This window comes from Amycolatopsis sp. NPDC004368, assembly GCF_053602515.1.
Map to the genome: position 1 here is coordinate 1 of NZ_JBSGDT010000054.1, position 20111 is coordinate 20111.

Here is a 20111-nt window from a genome sequence, read left to right on the forward strand (position 1 = left end):
CCGCTCCCGCAACTCATCCGGGTACTTCCGTGGTGCCGCCATGACTGTGAATCCTCCGGGTGTTCGATGTCTCCATCAAACCCGGGGCGGGACAGCCAGTAGGGCATGGCGGAACCTGTGGCTGGATCCGCGTGATGGCGAAACCCGGTTTGCCGACTTCGCCGAGGCGTGGTTGGACGCTGTGTGTCCTCGGTTGGAGCTGAACACGGCCGCGAAGTATCGGTCGTTCCTGGACAACCAGCTGCTCCCGCAGTGGCAGGCGTGGCCGTTGATCGCGATCTTCAACGGTTATGTTGAGATCGAGCGGTGGCTCTCGGAGCTGCATGAGGACTACGCGGAGTCGTCGGTGTCGTCGTACTTCGCGTTGTTCTCGACCATCCTCAACTGCGCTGTCCGTGCGCGGATGATCCCGGCCAACCCGTGCAGCGGGGTCCGCGTGACCAGTGGTGAGTTCGACACCGAGCGGCTGGTCGCCAGTCCGGCCCAGGCGCTGCGGGCTGCCATGCGGCTCTACGAGATGGGTCTGGGGAAGTCAGGGTTCGTGTTGTGTCTGATGGACTTCTACACCGGTGCTCGATGGGGTGAACTTGTTGGGCAGCAGCGGCACGAGTACGACGCTGAGAAGCGTGGGATTGAGATCCGGACGCCGCTGAAGGAAGTCGGTGGGAAGGTCTACAAGGGGGGCCGGAAGAGTAATGATCGCCACTCGGACGGTCACTCGCGGCCGCCGACGAGGCGTGGGAACACCCGGCCGAAGAAGGGGCGGACCAAGACTCCTGCGGGGACGCGGTTCGTGGCGCTGCCGTCGGGGATCGCGGTGCTCTACGAGGAGCTGATGGACAGCCACCGTGATCCCTTCGTGTTGTCCACGCCGGAGGGGCACCCCTGGCGGCGGTCTAATTTCCGGATCCGGTTTTGGCGTCCGGCGTGGGACGGGGTCGAGCTCGACGATGCCGGGGCGGGGGAGCGGCGGCCGCCGATTCTGCCGACGTTGACCTTCCATGAGGGCCGGCACACGCACAGCACGTGGCTGACGGAGGACGGGATCCCGGAGGTTGCGCGGCGGGCGCGGCTGGGTCAGAAGATGAAGGGCATCGCGCGGGTTTACGACCACGTGACCCCGGCGATGGTGAACCAGATCCTCGACGCGCTGGACGAGCGGTGGCTGCGGTCGCTGGCTTCGTTGTATCCGGGGGAGCGGGCGAAGCTGGTGTCGTGGTTCCCGCATCTGCGGTCTCGACGGGCGATCGGGCCCGGGTCTGGGGCCATCGCCGGATCATCGCCGTCTGACGACTGAAGCCCCGCCCCTCCGGGGAGGGACAGGGCTTCTGACCTGCAGTTTCAGCTGGTGCGCGATACTGGGATTGAACCAGTGACCTCTTCCGTGTCAGGGAAGCGCTCTCCCGCTGAGCTAATCGCGCGAGGTGGAGACGGGATTCGAACCCGTGTACACGGCTTTGCAGGCCGTTGCCTCGCCTCTCGGCCACTCCACCGTGCAAGGCCACGAGAGCCTTTCGAGCGGACGACGGGATTCGAACCCGCGACCCTCACCTTGGCAAGGTGATGCGCTACCAGCTGCGCTACGTCCGCACTCTCCGCGGGTCCGAAGTGGCTGGCCGGTGGGCCGGCACCTCGTCGCCGTGGTGTGGGAGAACCATATCGGACCGCGAAAACCGCCCCGTCACCGGGGGGCCATCTGCCGGTTGATCAGGCGAGATCGTGGGGGATGAGGTGGGTGAGGGCGTCGTCGACGTCGACCCACAGGTGTTCGTTGCCGGGGAGGACCACGTCGTAGGTGCGGTCCAGGAAGTCGGCCAGCTCTTGCGCCGAGGCTTCGAACATGGCGTGGCCCGAGGGGGAGTTGAGCTCGATGAGCACGGATTCGGGGTCTTCGACGGACGGGCGGATCCGCACGTCGCCGTCGCCGGCGTCGGCGAGGAGGCCGTCGGCGAGGAGGTCGCGGGCGTAGACCCACTCGACCCAGCCCGCGCGGCCGGTGCGGAAGGCGGCGACGACCGCGTAGGGGTCACGCGTGTCGTAGCGCAGTTCAACCTTGACCGGAACCGCCGGCGTCCGCGGCGCCAGCAGGTCGAAGACCGCCGTCGAGCGGAGCGTCACGTGATCGTTGCGCATCGTCCTACCCTTCGTCTCCCTTCCCGGCCCGGACGACCGAGGACGACGATGAGACGCTCCGGAGAGCCGATTCCGTCGCGGGTTCGCCGGAGATCACCCGTCCGTGGTCGGCAGTACCGTTTCCGTCCTTCGTCGCCCGCGTCGCGCAGTCCTCCGCGGGCGCCCGCTGGGCAGCCACACGTACATACTGCGCGGTTCGACCGCCGCGCGATAGCACCGTCGCACGGATGTCGAACCGCGTCGCGAGCGGCCCCACTGCGGCACAACCCCGGCTAGCTCGGGGTTGTTCGCTCCGTATTCGCTGGTAGACGCAGGGTGTTCGCCACCAACCACCCGTTTGCAGGCCCTCGAAAGTCGTGTTGTAGAGTTGTCCTCACTCCACGAGCGGGCGATTAGCTCAGGGGGAGAGCGCTTCGTTCACACCGAAGAGGTCACTGGTTCGATCCCAGTATCGCCCACACCGCACGAGGCCCCGGACCGACGGTCCGGGGCCTCGAGTGTTTTCGCGCGAGAATCTGTGCAGGTCAGCAACCACGACGCGGGCTCGTCGTGCCGACGAGCCCGCGAACCGCGCTCCGCGAGGTCGATCACGGCGGGGCAACGGTCCGGACACGGGCGTCTCACCTGCAATTTGCAGGTCGCAGCGTGACGGTCGACAGGATGTGCACGAACGGCATCGCTTTTGTGGCACAGGGATGTCGCGCACCAACTCGCGTGTGATCCTCGGCACTTTCTCGATCAGGTCGACCGCCGGACCACCCGAACGGCCGCACGCACTTCGCCGCCGCACGCACCGCGGCGCCGTCCGAACGGCCCGCCGACGTTCGAAGGTTTTCGTCCGGGGCGCCGCCGTTCCGGTGAATCCGAGACGGTTTCGGGCCACTCGAAGATCACGCGTGTCCGCGTCCGCCGTTCGGCAGGACGGGTGAACGGAGCCGCTCCGCGGTGGGAGCGGGGTGTGATCGACGCGGCGGCACGCGCACCCCTGGGGAGTATGTCGCCGAAGCGGCCCCGGGACGCCGGGGTGAATGTGACGAAAACCCGACGCCGTGACACCTTGAAGCAGAATGTCACCGGCCGTGCGGCGCGATTCGGCGGGGCGCCGGAAAAATCCATTGTGGACGAGTCCGGTCCGGAGTGTCCACAGTGGACCATCTCGGAGAGTGGGACACCTCGGCGACCTTCTGGGAAGGTGGTGGGATCTTGACTACATTCCGTAGTTTTCGGTCGGTTGCTTCGGATTACTCATCGTCATCATCCCGTTATCTTCAAGCCATTCATTTGCGTGAAAGAGCCGCAGGATGTGGCTGGAAACCGTTGTAACGACTCCCGGATAGCCGCCGATACCTTGGCGTGTGTCGCTCCTTTGGTGGCTGAATCGGGTACGGATCATGATCACTCTCCGAGATCGATCTCGTTCACGCAGCGTGCCGCTGGAGGCCTTCGAACCAGTGCTGCGGGAGGTCTGATGGAAGAGTCGGTGCGGCCCTCGTCCACGGTCAGCGAGCCGCCGCCGCACCTCGACCTCCAGGCGATGGCGGCGGACTCCGCGCTCGCGGGGATCGCGGACCTGGCCCCGGGCCCCGAAATCCCCGCGCCCGCCGGCGCCGCGCCGGTGCGCACCGCGCCCGTCGAGTCGACCACGGCCAAGTCGCATCCCGCTTCGTGGGAAAAGCGCTACCGCGCCTGGGTCATCGCCAGTGACATCGTGGCGGCCTTCGTGGTGATCGGCGTGAGCGCCTTCGTGATCGACCGCGTGGCCCCGCAGGACATGCACGCGTTCGGCACCGCCCTCGCGGTGCTCTGCGCGCTCCCGGTCAGCCGCGCGTGGAGCCCGCGCGTGCTGGGCGAAGGCCCCGAGGAGTACCGGACGCTCGGCCGCGGGCTCGTGGTCGCCGCCGTGCTCGTGGCGCTCGGCGGCCTGCTCTTCCAGGCCCTGGACGTGCAGCCCTGGGTGTTCATCGTCGTGCCCGTGATCGCGCTGTTCGCCTTCCCCCAGCGCTACCTGCTGCGCCAGGTCCTGCACCGCCGGCGCCGCCGCGGGCTGTGCCTGCTGCCCGTGATGGCGGCCGGCAACCCCGCCACCGTCGCCGACCTCATCGCCCGCACCAAATCCGAGGCACACGTCGGCTGGCGCGTGGAAGCGGTCTGCACGGCCGACGGCGCCGGCGCCGACCGGGACAGCGGCGAGATCGACGGTGTGCCCGTGGTCGGCCGGCTGGAGGCGCTCTCCCGGCACGTGCGCCGCGGCGGCTACCGCGTCGTGGCCATCACCGCCGACCCGTACTGGACGCCCAAACGCGTGCAGCGCCTCGCGTGGGACCTCGAAGGCACGGCCGCGGAGCTGGTCGTCGCGCCGGTGCTGATGGAGGTCGCCGGACCGCGGCTCGACGTCTCGGGTGTGCTCGGCATGCCGCTGCTGCGGGTCACGGCGCCGCGGTTCACCGGCGGCCGGCGGTTCGTGAAGGAAGTGGTGGACCGCTGCGGCGCGGCGTTCCTGTTGACGTTGTTCTCACCGCTGTTGCTGGCGATCGCGCTGGCCGTGAAGCTCGGTGACCGCGGCCCGGTCCTCTACCGGCAGCGCCGCGTCGGCAAGGACGGCGAGAACTTCACGATGATCAAGTTCCGCACGATGGTCCCGAACGCCGACAAGATCCGTCAGGACCTCGAAGCCGACAACGAAGGCGCCGGGCCGCTGTTCAAGATGAAGCGCGACCCGCGCGTGACCCGCGTCGGCGGGCTGCTGCGCCGCTACTCGCTCGACGAGCTGCCCCAGCTGTTCAACGTGCTCTCCGGCCGCATGTCGCTCGTCGGCCCGCGGCCGCCGCTGCCCGAGGAGACGCGCCAGTACGCGCCCGACGCCCGCCGGCGGCTGCTCGTGAAGCCGGGTCTCACCGGCCTGTGGCAGGTCAGCGGCCGCAGCGACCTGTCCTGGGCCGACAGCATCCGCCTCGACCTGCGCTACGTCGAGGACTGGTCGCTCGCGCTCGACCTGGTGATCCTCTGGAAGACGTTCCGGGCCGTCGTGGGCGGGGACGGCGCCTACTGAACGCCGTGGCGATACCCGTGCCGCGGTCGCCGACCACCCGGTCGGCGGCCGCTTCTCGTGTGCGGGCGACCCGGCCGGGGGAAGAGCGGCGGTTAGCGCCGACACGCGTGAGGCGCCCGCGGGCCGCCGACTAGCATCAACCGGAGTCGTCCTCGTCACTTGCCCCAGAAGGAGCCGATCGTGTCGCATCCGCCGTCAGCCGCCGCCGTCCCCGCCGAGCGCGTGGTGGTCCCGGCGGGCACCACGGCGGGAGCCGCGATCCGTGAGGCCGGGCTGCCGACCAAGGGCCCCGACACGATCGTGGTCGTGCGCGACGCCGAGGGCAAGCTGCGCGACCTGGCGTGGGCCCCGGAGGCCGACGCCGAGGTGGAGCCGGTCGCCGCGAACACCGAAGACGGCCGCAGCGTGATCCGCCACTCGGCCGCCCACGTGCTGGCCCAGGCCGTGCAGCAGGAGTTCCCCGACGCGAAGCTCGGGATCGGGCCGCCGGTCAAGGACGGCTTCTACTACGACTTCGCCGTGGACAAGCCCTTCACGCCCGAAGACCTGCAGGCGCTGGAGAAGCGCATGAAGCAGATCGTGAAGGGCGCTCAGCAGTTCTCGCGCCGCGTGTTCGACTCCGTCGACGAGGCGAAGAAGGAGCTGGCGAACGAGCCGTTCAAGCTCGAGCTGGTCGACCTCAAGTCCGAAGTGGACACCGACGAGGTGATGGAGGTCGGTGGCGGCGAGCTGACGATCTACGACAACCTCGACCCGCGCACCAAGGAGCGCGTGTGGAGCGACCTCTGCCGCGGCCCGCACGTGCCCACCACCAAGTTCATCCCCGCGTTCAAGCTCACCCGCGTGGCCGCGGCCTACTGGCGCGGCAGCGAGAAGAACCCGCAGCTGCAGCGGATCTACGGCACGGCGTGGGAATCGGGCGAGGCGCAGGACGCCTACCTGGAGCGCATCGCCGAAGCCGAGCGTCGCGACCACCGCCGCCTCGGCGCCGAGCTCGACCTGTTCTCCTTCCCCGAGGAGATCGGCTCCGGGCTGCCGGTGTTCCACCCCAAGGGCGGCATCATCCGCCGCGAGATGGAGAACTACTCGCGCCGCCGCCACGAGGAGGCCGGCTACGAGTTCGTGAACTCGCCGCACATCTCCAAGGGCGAGCTGTTCCACACCTCGGGTCACCTGCCCTACTACGCCGACACGATGTTCCCGCCGGTCAAGTTCGAGGACGAGGACTACTACCTCAAGGCCATGAACTGCCCGATGCACAACCTGATCTTCCGCTCGCGCGGGCGGTCCTACCGGGAGCTGCCGCTGCGGCTGTTCGAGTTCGGCACCGTGTACCGCTACGAGAAGTCGGGTGTGGTCCACGGCCTCACCCGCGTGCGCGGCCTGACGATGGACGACTCGCACATCTACTGCACCAAGGAGCAGATGCCGGGCGAGCTGCGGTCGCTGCTCAAGTTCGTGCTCGACCTGCTGGCCGACTACGGGCTGTCGGACTTCTACCTCGAGCTGTCCACCCGCGGTGACTCCGAGAAGTTCATCGGCGAGGACTGGGAGTGGGAGGAGGCCACCGAGACGCTGCGCCAGGCCGCCATCGACTCCGGCCTCGAGCTCGTGCCCGACCCGGGCGGCGCCGCGTTCTACGGACCGAAGATCTCCGTGCAGGCCAAGGACGCCATCGGCCGCACCTGGCAGATGTCCACGATCCAGCTGGACTTCAACCAGAACAAGCGCTTCAACCTCGAGTACACCGCCTCCGACGGCTCGCGCCAGCGCCCGGTGATGATCCACCGCGCGCTGTTCGGCTCGATCGAGCGGTTCTTCGGCGTGCTGACCGAGCACTACGCGGGCGCGTTCCCGGCGTGGCTCTCGCCGGTGCAGGTCGTGGGCATCCCGATCACCGCCGACCAGGTCGAGTTCCTCCGGAATGTCGAGAAGGCGTTGCGCGCCAAGGGGATCCGCGCCGAGGTCGACGCGAGCGACGACCGCATGCAGAAGAAGATCCGCACCCACACCACGCAGAAGGTGCCGTTCCTGCTCCTGGCGGGCGCGAAGGACGCCGAGGCGGGCGCGGTGTCGTTCCGCTTCCGCGACGGCGGCCAGATCAACGGCGTGTCCGTGGACACCGCCGTCGACGCCATCGCCGAGTGGGTGGCCGGCCGCGAGAACGCCTCGCCGAGCGCGGAGGCCGTGGAGAAGATCCTGCGGTGAGCGACCCGGACGGTCCCGAGATCGTCGAGCAGGACGGTGTGGGGGTCCCGGACGCGTTGCAGCGCCTGTGGACCCCGCACCGGATGGCCTACATCAAGGGGCAGGAGAAGCCGGACGACGACGAGCCGGACGGCTGCCCGTTCTGCCGCATCCCGAGCCTCGACGACGAGATGGCGCTGATCCTGGCGCGGGGCGCGACGGTGTACGCGGTGCTGAACCTGTACCCGTACAACCCCGGCCACCTCATGGTGGTGCCCTACCGCCACGTGGCCGACTACACCGACCTCACCGTCGACGAGACGCGCGAGCTGGCCGAGTTCACGCAGCACGCCATGCGCGTGGTCCGCGAGGTCTCGGCGGCGCACGGGTTCAACATCGGCATGAACCAGGGCGTGATCGCCGGCGCGGGCATCGCGGCGCACCTGCACCAGCACCTCGTACCGCGCTGGGGCGGCGACGCCAACTTCATGCCGGTGATCGGCCACACGAAGGTGCTGCCGCAACTGCTCGGCGAGACGCGCAAACTCCTGGCGGACGCGTGGTGAAGCCCACGGGACGCGGGAGTGTACCGACGCGGTAATTGAGCCCTCAATCAGGGGTAGCATGGGGGTATGTCCGAACCTCGCTGGCTTTCCGAAGACGAGCAGCACGTGTGGCGTGACTTCTCCCAGGCCACCGCACTGCTGCAAGCGCACCTCGAGGCCCAGCTGCAACACGACTCGGGCATGCCCCACACGTACTACGAGGTCCTGGTGTCCCTGTCGGAGGCCGAGGGGCGCCGGCTGCGGATGAGCGAGCTCGCCGATGCCCGCGGTTCCTCGCGCAGCCGGCTGTCCCACGCCGTCGCGCGGCTCGAGGCCAAGGGCTGGGTGCGGCGCGAGTCGTGTCCCACCGACAAGCGCGGCGCGTGGGCGGTGCTCACCGACGCCGGGTTCACGGCGCTCGAAACCGCTGCTCCCGGCCACGTCGAGGCCGTCCGCACGAGCCTGTTCGACCCCCTGACGCTCGCGCAGGTGGCGCAGCTGGGCGAGATCAGCGCGGCGATCCTCGACGGTCTGCGGCCGCGCTGCGCGGCCGCGATCGCCGCCGCGCAGGAGAGCGATTTCGTGGCCCCGGTCGTCGAACTGCCGAAATCAGGCTGATCGCCCGGCGGGTCGCGGGGCGGGACTGCGGTCCCGCGGGGACACCTCGATAGGCTTTCGTGGCCCACCCGCCCCCGAGCCAGGTGCACCAGACGACGAGATGCTCAACATTTTCGCCCGTGCCTCAGTCTCCCGCGTCACCGATCCGATCGGCCGGACGCTGGTTCGCGCTGGACTGACCCCCAACGCGATGACCGTGATCGGCACCGCGGGTGCCGTGGCGTGCGCGCTGGTCTTCTTCCCGCAGGGGCTCCTGTTGTGGGGAACCTTCACCGTGTGGGGGTTCGCCATGCTGGACCTTCTCGACGGTGCCATGGCCAGGGCCCGCGGTTACGGCACGCCGTTCGGCGCCGTCCTCGACGCCACCTGCGACCGGCTGGTCGACGGCGCGCTGTTCGCCGCCATCGCCTGGTGGTGCTTCGTGGTCGACCACAACAATCGGGCGGCCGCGGCCGCCCTCATCTGCCTCGTGCTGGCCCAGGTCATCTCCTACGTGAAGGCCCGCGCCGACGCCTCGGGTCTCGAAGCCGACGGTGGGCTCGTCGAGCGGGCCGAACGGCTGATCATCGCGCTCGTCGGCACCGGCCTGCACGGTCTCGGTGTGCCCTACACCGTGGAGATCACGCTCTGGCTGCTCGCCGTGCTGTCGGTGATCACGCTGCTGCAACGCGGCGCCGCCGTCGCGAAGGCCGCGCGCGCGGTCGCGGACAAGGCAGCGGCGGACACAGCGGCGGTGGACACCGCAACGGCGGACACAGCGGCGGTGGACACCGCAACGGCGGACACAGCGGCGGTGGACACCGCAACGGCGGACACAGCGGCGGCCGGCAACGCGTCCCAGAACTCCGAGCAGCCCGTCCCGGCACCGGCCGAGCAGGCCGCGTCCGGCGACGTGCAGGCGGGCGGGGCGCAGCCGTGAGCGCGCTGTCCCAGCGGCTCGGCGAGTTCGGCTACGCGGCGGGCTGGCAGCTCGCCCGCCGGATGCCCGAGCCGATGGGGACGGCGGTGTTCACCCTCGGCGCCGACGTCGCGACCCGCCGCGGCGGCGGCGGGGTGCGGCAGCTGCGAGCGAACCTCGCGCGAGTGGTGCCGCAGGCCGACGAGACGGAGCTCGACGAGCTCGTCCGCCGGGCGATGCGCTCGTACGCGCGCTACTGGTACGAGTCGTTCCGGCTGCCCTCGATGGACCGGGCCGAGGTGATCGCCAAGGTCGACGCCGCGATCACGGGCGTCGAGAACATCGACGCTGCGCTCGCCGAGGGCAACGGCGCGGTGATCTCGCTGCCGCACAGCGGCAACTGGGACGCGATCGGGGTGTGGCTGGCCGACCGCCTCGGCGGCTTCACCACGGTCGTCGAGCGACTGAAGCCCGAGTCGCTGTTCCGCCGGTTCGTGGAGTTCCGCGAGTCGCTCGGCTTCGAGATCGTGCCGCTCACCGGCGACAGCGCGGCGATGCGCCTACTGCTGAAACGGCTGCGGGAGAACAAGGTCGTGTGCCTCGTCGGCGACCGCGACCTCACCACGAGCGGCATTCCGGTGCGCTTCTTCGGCGAGCGCACGCGCATGCCCGCGGGTCCGGCGCGCCTCGCGGCCACCACCGGGGCCGCGCTGCTGCCCGTCGGCTCGTGGTTCAGCGAGGACGGCTGGCAGGTGCGGGTGCACCCGCGCATCCGCGTCACCGCCCGGGCCGAGGTACCCGCGGCCACGCAGGCGCTGGCCGACGCGTTCGCCGGGGACATCGCGGCGCACCCGGCCGACTGGCACATGCTGCAGAAGATCTGGCTCGCCGACCTCGAGGCCGGCGAGCTCGCCAGCCTCGAGGAAGTGGGCTGACGCCGTGGCGGCCGGGCTGAAGATCGGCATCGTGTGCCCCTACTCGTTCGACGTGCCGGGCGGGGTGCAGGGGCACGTGATCGACCTCGCGCGGGCGCTCATCGAACGCGGGCACCACGTGTCCGTGCTGGCGCCGGCCGACGAGGACGCCGTGCTGCCCGATTTCGTGCACCCGGCGGGCAAGGCGCTCGGCATCCCGTACAACGGCTCGGTCGCCCGGCTGCAGTTCGGCCCCGTGTCGTACGCGCGTGTGCGGCGCTGGATCCGCGACAACGGCTTCGACGTGTTGCACCTGCACGAACCCGCGGCGCCGAGCCTGTCGCTGCTGGCGCTGAAGGTCGCCGACGGCCCGATCGTGGCCACCTTCCACACGGCGACCACGCGCTCGCGCACGCTGGCCGCGTTCCAGCCCGTGCTGCGGCCGCTGCTGGAGAAGATCACCGCGCGCATCGCCGTGTCGGCCCTGGCCCGCCGCGTGCAGGTCGAGCACGCCGGCGGTGACGCGGTGGAGATCCCGAACGGCGTCGACGCCGAGTTCTTCGCCCGCGCCACTCCGCTCGACGGGTATCCGCGCGCGGGCGGCACGATCGGGTTCGTCGGCCGGTTCACCGAACCCCGCAAGGGCATGGCTGTGCTGCTGGAGGCGGCGCGCCGGCTGCTGCCGGAGTTCGAGGAGCTGCGGCTGCTCGTGGTCGGCCGCGGCGATCCCGACCAGCTGCGGCGCATGGCCGGCGAACAGCTGTGGCCGCACGTCGAGCTGCTCGGCCAGGTCGACGACGCCACGAAGGCCCGCGCGCTGCGCAGCGTCGACGTGTACTGCGCGCCGAACACCGGCGGTGAGAGCTTCGGCATGATCCTCACCGAGGCGATGGCCGCGGGCACGCCGGTGCTGGCCAGCGGCCTCGACTCGTTCCGCCGCGTGCTCGACGACGGCAAGGCCGGGCTGCTCACCGCGACCGGTGACGCGAGCGCGCTCGCCGACGCGCTGCGCGAGCTGCTCGGCGATCCGGCGCGGCGCGCGTCGCTGGCCGCGGCGGCGGGGGAGCGCGTGACGGCTTACGACTGGTCGGTGGTCGTCACGCAGGTGCTGCGCGTGTACGAGACCGCGATCGCCGCCGACCCGAGGCTGGTCGTCGCGGGGGAGCGGGAGCTCGCGCGATGAGCTGGCTCGCGTGGCTGATCCCCGTGCTGGCCGCGATCGTGGTGCTGGGTGGGCTGTTCCTCGTCGCGACGGCCAACCGGCTCGACCGCCTTCACATCCGCATGGACGCGGGCTGGGCCGCCCTCGACGCGGCACTGGCGCGGCGCGCGGTGGTCGCGCGGGCCGTGGCGGCTCTGCTCGACGGCACCGGACCCGGCCTGCACGCCGCCGCCGAGCGGGCCGAACGCGCGGCCCGCGGCGAGCGGGAAGCCGACGAAAACGAGCTGACGCTGCTGCTCGGGCGCATCGACCGCACGGCGCTGCCGCCCGCGCTGGCCGAGGAGCTCACCGATGCGGAGCACCGGGTGGTCATCGCGCGGCGCGTGCACAACGACGCCGTGCGCGACACCCTCGCGTTGCGGCGCCGCCGGAAAGTCCGGTACTTCCGGCTGGCCGGCACCGCGCCGCTGCCGGAGTACTTCGAGTTCGCCGAACCCGACGTCTGAGCAACAGCGTCCGACGAGCGCTGTCCGAGGAACGCAGTCCGAGAAACGCAGTCCGAGAAACGCTGTCCGAGCGGCAGTGTCAGCGCGGCACTGTTCGAGCGGTGCCGCGGTGGCAGACTGGGCGCATGACCGTCGAACCGGATGCCTGCGCCGTCGCCCACGGCGCGCCCGAAACGGACCCCGACACCCGGACCCTGGTGGCGGTGTTCGCGTCGCCGGTGGCCCGGTACCTGCTGAGCTACGCGGCGGACCTGGGCTACCACACCGTGCTGTTCGAGCCCGACGCCGCGCGCGCCACCGACGTGGTGACGGCGTGCGACATCCGCACCACGATGCCGGCGCTCGACAAGACCGCCGACGTCGTGGTGACCGACCACCACCGCGCCGAGCTGGGCCCGGTCCTGCGCGACGCGCTCGCCGGCGAGACCCGGTGGGTCGGCGTGCTCGGCAATCCTCGGCACGAGGGCCCGCACGTCGCGGCGCTGACGGCCCTCGGCGTGGCGGAGCCGGACATCGCGCGGGTGCACCGCCCGGTCGGGCTGAACATCGGGTCGCGCAGGCCGGCCGAGATCGCCATCGCCGTCCTCGCGGGTCTGCTCGCGGACCGCAACGGCAAACCCGGCGGCTTCGAGTTCTGATCACCGGGCCGCGGCGGCTCCTTCCGGCAGCGGCTCGAACCGGGCGTGGGCGCGGGTGAACGTCGCCGTGCCCGACGTGAGCGAACGCAGATCGATGGCGTAGCGCAGCAGCTCCGCCGCCGGCACCTCGGCGTTCACGACCGTCCGCCCGCCCGCGCCGGACTCGGTGCCGAGCACCCGCCCGCGCCGCGACGACAGGTCGCCGAGCACCGTGCCCAGGTGCTCGTCCGGCACGGTGATCGCGACCGTGTCGAGGGGTTCGAGCAACGTCAGGCGACCGGCGGCCGCGGCTTCCCGCAGCGCGAGGGCGCCGGCGGTCTGGAACGCGGCGTCGGAGGAGTCGACGCTGTGGGCTTTGCCGTCGACCAGGGTCACCCGGACGTCGACGACGGGGTGCCCGTCCACGAGCCCGCGCTGCAGCTGGGCCCGCACGCCCTTCTCGACGCTCGGGATGAACTGGTGCGGCACCGAGCCGCCCACGACCTTGTCCACGAACTCGAACCCGCCGCCACGCGGCAGCGGTTCGACTTCGAGGTCGCACACGGCGAACTGGCCGTGGCCACCGGACTGCTTCACGTGCCGGCCGTGGCCGCGCGAGGGTTTGCCGAAGGTGGAGCGCAGGCTGATGCGCACGGGTTCGGTGTCCACGTCGGCGCCGCCCGCGCGCAACCGCGAGAGGACAACGTCGGCGTGGGCCTCGCCCATGCACCAGAGCACGAGCTGGCCGGTCTCGGCGTTGCGGTCGAGCCGCAGCGTCGGGTCACCGGCGACGAGGCGGGACAGGTTGCGCGACAACGTGTCCTCGTCGCTGCGGGTCTTCGCGATGATCGCGACGGGCAGCAGCGGTTCGGGCATGCGCCACGGCTTCATCACCAGCGGGTCGTCCGGCGACGACACGGTGTCGCCCGTTTCGGCCGAGCCGACCTTGGTCAGGGCGCACAGGTCGCCCGCGACGCAGTACGGGACCTCGCGCAGCGCCGAGCCGAGCGGTGAGTACAGGTGGGCCACGCGTTCGTCGGCATCGTGGTCTTCGTGCCCGCGCTCGGCGAGGCCGTGCCCGGACACGTGCACCGCGTTCTCCGGCCGCAGCGTCCCCGAGAACACCCGGACGAGCGACACCCGGCCGACGTAGGAGTCGACGGCCGTGCGCACGACCTCCGCGGCCAGCGGTCCGGCCGGGTCGGCCGTGATGTCGCCGTGGGGGCCGCCGTCGGGCGTCGTGACCCCCGGCGGCGTGTGTTCGAGCGGCGACGGGAACGCGCGCACGATCCCGTCGAGCACCTCCGCGAGCCCGATGCCGCTGGTGGCGCACACGGGGATGACGGGGTGGAACGACCCTCGGGCGACGGCCGTCTCCAGGTCCGCGATGAGGGTGTTCTCGGAGATGTCCTCGCCGCCGAGGTAGCGCTCCATGAGCGTCTCGTCCTCGCTCTCGGCGATGATGCCCTCGATGAGCTCGTTGCGGGCCTCGTCCAGCCCGGCGAGGTCGGCGGGATCGGGCTCCCCGACCCGTGGCGGGTAGCCGGCGGAGTAGTCGAAGTAGCGCTGGGTGATCAACCCGACGAGCCCGTCGCGGGCCGGCAGGTACAGCGGCAGCACCCCGGCACCGAACGCGGCCTGGCACGCGGCGATCTCGGCGAGCGCGTCGGCCCGGTGGTGGTCGAGGCGGGAGACGACCACGGCCCGCGGCATCCCGACGGAGGCGCACTCCTCCCACACGGCGACCGTCGCGGCGTCGACGCCCTCGGCCGCGCAGACCACGAACAGCGCGGCGTCGGCCGCCCGCAGCCCGGCGCGCAGCTCGCCGACGAAATCGGCGTAACCCGGGGTGTCGATGAGGTTGATCTTGTGGCCTTGATGAAGCACCGGTGCCACCGACAGCCCGACGGACCGCTGCTGCCGCACGGCCGCGGGGTCGTGGTCGCACACCGTGGTGCCCTCGACGACCGACCCGGCGCGCGGCACGGTGCCCGACGCCGCGAGCAACGCCTCGGTCAGCGTGGTCTTCCCGGATCCCGAGGGCCCCACCAACACGACGTTGCGCACCTTGGCGGGGTCGGCCACAGCGACGGCGGCCCCGGTGTCGGTACTCCTGCTCTGCTTGTCGGCCATGGCGACTCCTCGGCGAACGGCTGGTGTACGCGGTGTGTCCTCGATCACACACCCGCTACCCTGCGCAGGGCAAGGCAAGGCCGGGGATTGCTCCGGGGGTGGCTGTGTGTGAGGATGCGGCGCCGCAGCCGCTGTGATCACTCGTCCGGGTTGTGGACAAGTGGCCTTCCGTTGCTACTTGCCAGTCTATTTGTCGGGGGTGGCCGATAGAATGGACTCGGGGACGCCCCCTCGGGAGGGCGGGGGTCTGTCCCGGCGCGGCCCAAGGCGACCAAGAGCGGGTTCGGCGTGTGGCCCCGGACGGGCTGCGGCACCAGGGCACTCACGGCCGCCGAATACGGGGGCGAATTCGCGAGCTCGGGTCGCAATTCGGCACGAACAGGTATCTCACCCGCCTCGATCCGGAAAATGCCCCGACCGGCGGTTGCCTGCATTATCGCGCGAGCCTGCCCCGGTCGCGCGCCCTCGTCCGGCGCCACTACCCGGGCGGTGTGTTCGCCTTCTCCCAAGGAGTAACCCGGCCTGACTGTCCACAACGGATTGTTCTACACTTCTCCGATTCCCGTTTTCCGAGAGGCGGAGGATCGTGCTGGAACTGGCCTGGTCGGCGGACGAACTCGCGCGAACGAGGCTCGCGTTTTCCCCGTTGTGGGAAATCGTGGCGAGCGTCCGGGTTCTGGCACGGCCGGGGGACCACGCGCTGCACCTGCCGTGGGTGCGCAGGGCGTCGGGGGCGCTGGCCGACGCGGGCATCGACGTCACGCCGCTCGCCGATCTCGTCGCCGGGCGGTCGGTGCCGCGGTTCCTCACCCCGGCGCCGGCCTCGCCGGTGCCGCAGCTGGCCGACGAGCTCGCCGACCTGCGTGACGTCGCGCCGCGCGCGGTGCGGCGCGAGCTGGAGACGATGGATCCGCCGCGCTCGGCCGCGCTGACCCGCCTGCACCGCGACCCGGAGGCGGGGCTCGATCGGCTCGCAGCGCTCATGGAGCGGTACTGGGCGGTGGCGCTCGCCCCGGCGTGGCCGCGAATGCGCGCCCTGCTCGAAGGCGATGTGCTGCACCGCTCGCGCCTGCTCGCCGCCGGCTCGGCCGAGGACCTGTTCCACGACCTGGCCCCCGCCGTCCACTGGGCCGACGGCACGCTGATCGTCGCTCAGCGGCACGTGCCCGCCACGGGTTCGCCGCACAGCCACGGGCTCGTGCTGGCGCCCTCGGTGTTCGTGTGGCCGCGCGTCGTCTCGCGCACGCACGCGGGCCGCCAGCCCGTGCTGCGCTACCCGGCGCGCGGCATCGCGGGTCTCTGGGAAACCGGGGGCACCTCGTCGTCGAGTGCCCTGCGCGGGGTGCTCGGACGCAGCCGCAGCACGCTCGTGACCTCGCTGAGCACACCCGCGGACGTCGTCGAGCTGGCGCGCCGCACGGGCCTGAAGCAGAGCGTCGTCGCGAAGCACCTCCAGCTGCTGCGCACCGCCGGCCTGGTCAGCACGGCACCCGACGGCGTCCATTCGCGCACCCTCGCCGCCGACGCGCTCGTGAGTGCAGCGGACGACGACTGAGACCGCGAACCGGCAGGTGATCCGGACCCCGGCCAGGCGTCAACTCGAGGAACCTCACCGCGTCGCCGCGGATGACTGAATCTCAGGAGTACTCGGAGATCTCCACCCCGAACGTGCCGGGTTCCAGCGCCTCGAACAGGTGCGGCACATCCCCGGGGTAGGAGATGTAGTCGCCGGGCAGCAGCTCGACCGGGTCGTCGGTCACGCCGACGCGGGCCCGCCCGGCGCAGATCACGATGTGCTCGACCACGCCGTTCATGTGCGGGTCCGACCTGCGCGGAGTGCCCGGCTCGGCGCGGATAACGTACACGTCCCGGCGCGCCGAGGGCGGGCACGCGGACAGCAGCGTGCACGCGTAGTCGGCGTGCTCGGCGAACACGGTCGGCCCCTTGCCCGCGCGGATCACGCGGACCTGGGGCCGATCGGGTTCCACGAGCCGGGAGAACGGCACGTCGAGGGCCACGCCCAGCGCCCACAACGTCTCCACGCTCGGGTTGCCCGCGCCCGACTCCAGCTGCGAAAGCGTGGATTTCGCCAGGCCCGCTCGCCGCGCGACCTCGGTCAGCGACAGGCCCGCACGGGTGCGCTCACGGCGCAGCGACGCGGCGATGATCTCCAGCGGGGCACCGCCGGTGTCCTGCGACATGTGTGTTCGCTCCATCAGTCTTCGCGTTCGTCTTGACGAACACCCGGTCCTGTGTTCAGCATAGGGCACTATGCGTTCGATTTGGCGAACACTCGACCGGGACCTGACCCGGGACATCGCGCTCGTCTGCCTGGCCGACGGGCTCGTGGGCGTGTCCTACGGCGCCATCGCGGTGAGCTCGGGCTTCCCGCTGTGGGCGCCCATGCTGCTGTCGCTGCTGGTCTTCGCCGGCGCGTCGCAGTTCATGCTGGTGGGCATCATCGCGGGCGGCGGCAACCCGTTCGCCGCCGTGGTCGCGGGCCTGCTGGTCAACGCGCGGCACCTGCCGTTCGGCTTCGCGGTGGGCGACGTCTTCGGCTCGCGGTGGGCCGGCCGGATCGCGGGCAGCCACCTGATGATCGACGAGTCGGTGGCCTTCGCCATGGCCCAGCGGGACACCAGGCGCCGCCGCGCGGCCTACTGGGCCTGCGGCACCGGGCTGTTCGTGTGCTGGAACGCCGGGGTCGTCCTCGGCGCCTTCGCCGGCACCGCGATCAGCGACACCGCCGCGTTCGGTCTAGACGCCGCGTTCCCCGCCGTGCTGCTGGCCCTGGTGCTGCCGGCGCTGCGCGAGAAGGCGAGCCGGCTGCCCGTGGCGGTGGGTGTGGTGGTCGCGCTGGTGGCCACCCCGTTCCTGCCCGCGGGCCTGCCCGTGCTGCTGGCGCTGGCGGGGGTGCTCGTCGGCGTCGCCGCCAAGGAGCCGAAGACATGGGCAGGAGCGAGCTGATGGACGGCGTCGAACTGCTGGTCGCCACTGCGGTGCTCGCGGTGGGCACGTTCGCCTTCCGCCTCGCCGGCCCGGTGCTGCGCACGCGCGTGCGCCTCTCCCCGCGCGCCCAGCGGCTCATGGCACTGTCCGCGATCGTGCTGCTGGCCGCACTGGTGGCCACGAGCGCGCTGACGGAGGGCCACGCGTTCGCCGGCTTCGCGCGGCCGGCCGGCGTGCTGGTCGGGGGTGTGCTGGCGTGGCGGAAGGCGCCGTTCGTGGCCGTGGTCGTGGCCGCCGCGGCGACGGCGGCACTACTGCGCCTGGCCGGGGTGCCCTGACGCTCCTGAACCGAGAAGCCCCCGTGGACCGGCTTGGGTTCAATGGGTCGTTGCAGCACCCGAGTTGAGGGGTTGCGGTGGACTTCGAGATCCGGCGGGACCGGAGGCCGCAGGGCCGGAGGAAGTTGTCCCGGGAGCGGGATCATTGCCTTGCTCTGGTGGAGGAGGGGATGAGTAACGGTCACGTGTGCCGTGTGGTGGGGGTGAACCCGCGGACGGGGCGTGAGGGGCGTAACGGGCGGCCGGAAGGTCGTGTGAAGAGGGCTCGTCCACCAGCGCGGATGTCGTCGGGGGAGGAGCCCTCGGCTCGTTATCTGAGCGAGGACGAGCGGATCATGATCGTCTCAGATCCGCACCCTGGTCGAACATGCGACCCGCTACGTTCTGCTCGTTCATCTGCCCGGCGACCGGACCGCCGAGACCGTTCGCGACGCCCTGGCCGCCACCATGGCCAGGTTGCCGGCGGAGTTGAAGCGATCACTGACCTGGGACCAAGGCTCGGAAATGGGGCTGCACCACCAGTTCTCCCCGGCGGTTGACCTGCCGGTCCACTTTGCGATCCACACTCGCCCTGGCAGCGCGGTTCGAACGAGAAGCATCAACGGCCTGCTCCGCCAGCACTTTCCCCAAGGGACCGACCTGTCGGTCCGCAGCGCCGAGCGCCTCGCGGAGATCGCCGCCGGGCTCAACGGCCGACCACGCAAAACGCTCGGCTGGGACAACCCAGCCGAGCGTCTCGCTAAGCTCCTCACGCCAGCCAGTTGATCAATCTGTGCTGCAACAACCCTTGAACCCGCCAGGCGTCCACGGGGGCTTCTCGGTCGATCGGAGTGGTTTACCAGCCGCGCTCGGCGAGGCGGTGCGGTTCCGGCAGCTCCTCCACGTTGATGCCCACCATGGCCTCGCCCAGGCCACGCGAGATCTTGGCCAGCATCTCCGGGTCGTCGTGGAAGGTGGTGGCCTTCACGATGGCCTCGGCGCGCTGCGCGGGGTTGCCGGACTTGAAGATGCCCGAGCCGACGAACACGCCCTCGGCGCCGAGCTGCATCATCATCGCCGCGTCGGCCGGGGTGGCGATGCCGCCGGCGGTGAAGAGCACCACCGGGAGCTTGCCGGCCTCGGCGACCTCCTTGACCAGCTCGTACGGCGCCTGCAGCTCCTTCGCGGCCACGAACAGCTCGTCCTCGGGCAGCGACTGCAGCCGGCGGATCTCGCCGCGGATCTTGCGCATGTGGGTGGTGGCGTTGGAGACGTCGCCGGTGCCGGCCTCGCCCTTCGAGCGGATCATGGCCGCGCCCTCGGTGATGCGGCGCAGCGCCTCGCCGAGGTTGGTCGCACCGCAGACGAAAGGCACGGTGAACGCCCACTTGTCGATGTGGTTCGCGTAGTCGGCGGGCGTGAGCACCTCGGACTCGTCGATGTAGTCGACGCCGAGGGCCTGCAGCACCTGGGCCTCCACGAAGTGGCCGATGCGGGCCTTCGCCATGACCGGGATCGACACGGCCTCGATGATGCCGTCGATCAGGTCCGGGTCGCTCATGCGCGCCACGCCGCCCTGGGCGCGGATGTCGGCGGGCACGCGCTCGAGCGCCATGACCGCGACCGCGCCGGCGTCCTCGGCGATCTTCGCCTGCTCGGCGGTGACCACGTCCATGATCACGCCGCCCTTGAGCATCTCCGCCATGCCGCGCTTGACCTTGGCGGTGCCGGTGACGGACTGGGGTTCGGGGGTGGTCTGCTGCTCGGACACCTCGGGGCCTTTCTCGGGGACGAAACTCCTGCGGTTTCGAGCGTAGGGGTCCGGTGGACCGGTGAACCAGGCCAGTGGCCGGGTATCTCGGCAGTCCACTTTCGCGGTGGCCACCACCTGCGGATCCCGGCCGCGTGGTGCGGTGTCATGCCGGTCACGTCGGCGCGGACGAGTGCTGACCTGCGCCGGGGCCGCCGGGGTATCCTGGAGGTGCGGGTGGGGACCGTCGCGGAGCCGGAGGCGTTCAGCTCCGCTCGCGGGTGCCGTGGCCGTCGGAAAGATTCCCCTCGAGGTGGCCACTCGGCGCAGATT

General features: G+C 71.0%; 17 protein-coding genes, 4 tRNA genes and 1 pseudogene. 15 read left to right on the forward strand and 7 right to left on the reverse strand.

Annotated features, from left to right (window positions below; all coding sequences use genetic code 11):
* Positions 1–40 precede the first annotated feature (40 nt).
* A complete protein-coding gene (locus tag ACWEOE_RS39625; RefSeq protein ID WP_452018634.1) occupies positions 41–1297 on the forward strand; it encodes a tyrosine-type recombinase/integrase in 1257 nt (418 codons plus the stop codon).
* A 49-nt stretch (positions 1298–1346) separates the two neighbouring features.
* On the opposite strand, the gene ACWEOE_RS39630 is transcribed toward ACWEOE_RS39625, so the two are convergent.
* The 4 genes from ACWEOE_RS39630 to ACWEOE_RS39645 all read right to left on the reverse strand — a co-directional run bounded on the left by ACWEOE_RS39630 (position 1347) and on the right by ACWEOE_RS39645 (position 2133).
* A tRNA-Val gene (locus ACWEOE_RS39630) sits at positions 1347–1421 on the reverse strand.
* 1 nt (position 1422) lies between these two features.
* A tRNA-Cys gene (locus ACWEOE_RS39635) sits at positions 1423–1493 on the reverse strand.
* Between the two features lie 24 nt (positions 1494–1517).
* Positions 1518–1590 (reverse strand) — tRNA-Gly (locus ACWEOE_RS39640).
* A gap of 117 nt (positions 1591–1707) precedes the next feature.
* Complete coding sequence (locus ACWEOE_RS39645) at positions 1708–2133, reverse strand: SsgA family sporulation/cell division regulator (RefSeq protein ID WP_033293569.1); 426 nt, start codon at positions 2131–2133, stop codon at positions 1708–1710.
* Between the two features lie 386 nt (positions 2134–2519).
* Here ACWEOE_RS39645 and ACWEOE_RS39650 point away from each other — a divergent pair.
* The 10 genes and pseudogenes from ACWEOE_RS39650 (at position 2520) to ACWEOE_RS39695 (ending at position 12650) form a co-directional block, all read left to right on the forward strand.
* A tRNA-Val gene (locus ACWEOE_RS39650) sits at positions 2520–2591 on the forward strand.
* A 1010-nt stretch (positions 2592–3601) separates the two neighbouring features.
* Positions 3602–5182 carry a sugar transferase gene (locus tag ACWEOE_RS39655; RefSeq protein ID WP_452018571.1) on the forward strand — a complete coding sequence of 527 codons (1581 nt, stop codon included), beginning with the start codon at positions 3602–3604 and terminating at the stop codon, positions 5180–5182.
* Positions 5183–5362: 180 nt separating this feature from the next.
* Positions 5363–7390: a threonine--tRNA ligase gene (gene thrS / locus ACWEOE_RS39660; RefSeq protein ID WP_452018573.1), complete on the forward strand. Its 2028-nt coding sequence runs from the start codon at positions 5363–5365 to the stop codon at positions 7388–7390.
* A complete protein-coding gene (locus tag ACWEOE_RS39665) occupies positions 7387–7935 on the forward strand; it encodes an HIT family protein (protein ID WP_452018575.1) in 549 nt (182 codons plus the stop codon). Before thrS ends, ACWEOE_RS39665 begins: the two co-directional genes overlap by 4 nt.
* A gap of 66 nt (positions 7936–8001) precedes the next feature.
* Positions 8002–8532, forward strand: a complete 531-nt coding sequence (locus tag ACWEOE_RS39670) for a MarR family winged helix-turn-helix transcriptional regulator (RefSeq protein WP_452018577.1) — start codon at positions 8002–8004, stop codon at positions 8530–8532.
* 100 nt (positions 8533–8632) lie between these two features.
* A pseudogene (gene pgsA / locus ACWEOE_RS39675) lies at positions 8633–9238 on the forward strand (phosphatidylinositol phosphate synthase); the annotation flags it as partial.
* Between the two features lie 209 nt (positions 9239–9447).
* A complete protein-coding gene (locus ACWEOE_RS39680; protein ID WP_452018579.1) occupies positions 9448–10365 on the forward strand; it encodes a phosphatidylinositol mannoside acyltransferase in 918 nt (305 codons plus the stop codon).
* Positions 10366–10381: 16 nt separating this feature from the next.
* On the forward strand, positions 10382–11527 hold the full coding sequence (locus ACWEOE_RS39685) for a glycosyltransferase family 4 protein (RefSeq protein ID WP_452018636.1): 1146 nt from the start codon (positions 10382–10384) through the stop codon (positions 11525–11527).
* Positions 11524–12012 carry an NUDIX hydrolase gene (locus ACWEOE_RS39690; RefSeq protein ID WP_452018581.1) on the forward strand — a complete coding sequence of 163 codons (489 nt, stop codon included), beginning with the start codon at positions 11524–11526 and terminating at the stop codon, positions 12010–12012. Before ACWEOE_RS39685 ends, ACWEOE_RS39690 begins: the two co-directional genes overlap by 4 nt.
* Positions 12013–12137: 125 nt before the next feature.
* Entirely contained in the window at positions 12138–12650 is a 513-nt protein-coding gene (locus ACWEOE_RS39695) for an XdhC family protein (protein WP_452018583.1), read from the forward strand.
* Here ACWEOE_RS39695 and ACWEOE_RS39700 read toward each other — a convergent pair whose 3' ends face one another.
* Positions 12651–14762: an elongation factor G-like protein EF-G2 gene (locus tag ACWEOE_RS39700; RefSeq protein WP_452018585.1), complete on the reverse strand. Its 2112-nt coding sequence runs from the start codon at positions 14760–14762 to the stop codon at positions 12651–12653.
* A gap of 586 nt (positions 14763–15348) precedes the next feature.
* Here ACWEOE_RS39700 and ACWEOE_RS39705 point away from each other — a divergent pair.
* A complete protein-coding gene (locus tag ACWEOE_RS39705; protein WP_452018587.1) occupies positions 15349–16317 on the forward strand; it encodes a DUF5937 family protein in 969 nt (322 codons plus the stop codon).
* Positions 16318–16399: 82 nt separating this feature from the next.
* Here ACWEOE_RS39705 and ACWEOE_RS39710 read toward each other — a convergent pair whose 3' ends face one another.
* A complete protein-coding gene (locus tag ACWEOE_RS39710; protein WP_452018589.1) occupies positions 16400–16963 on the reverse strand; it encodes a helix-turn-helix domain-containing protein in 564 nt (187 codons plus the stop codon).
* 70 nt (positions 16964–17033) lie between these two features.
* Here ACWEOE_RS39710 and ACWEOE_RS39715 point away from each other — a divergent pair, with 70 nt between their 5' ends.
* The 3 genes from ACWEOE_RS39715 to ACWEOE_RS39725 all read left to right on the forward strand — a co-directional run bounded on the left by ACWEOE_RS39715 (position 17034) and on the right by ACWEOE_RS39725 (position 18814).
* Positions 17034–17729 (forward strand): AzlC family ABC transporter permease, encoded by a 696-nt coding sequence (locus ACWEOE_RS39715; RefSeq protein ID WP_452018591.1) that lies wholly within the window; start codon positions 17034–17036, stop codon positions 17727–17729.
* Positions 17729–18049 (forward strand): AzlD domain-containing protein, encoded by a 321-nt coding sequence (locus ACWEOE_RS39720; protein ID WP_452018638.1) that lies wholly within the window; start codon positions 17729–17731, stop codon positions 18047–18049. Before ACWEOE_RS39715 ends, ACWEOE_RS39720 begins: the two co-directional genes overlap by 1 nt.
* A gap of 348 nt (positions 18050–18397) precedes the next feature.
* Entirely contained in the window at positions 18398–18814 is a 417-nt protein-coding gene (locus ACWEOE_RS39725; RefSeq protein ID WP_452018640.1) for an IS30 family transposase, read from the forward strand.
* 70 nt (positions 18815–18884) lie between these two features.
* Here ACWEOE_RS39725 and pdxS read toward each other — a convergent pair whose 3' ends face one another.
* Positions 18885–19799 (reverse strand): pyridoxal 5'-phosphate synthase lyase subunit PdxS, encoded by a 915-nt coding sequence (pdxS, locus tag ACWEOE_RS39730; RefSeq protein WP_452018593.1) that lies wholly within the window; start codon positions 19797–19799, stop codon positions 18885–18887.
* Positions 19800–20111: the final 312 nt, after the last annotated feature.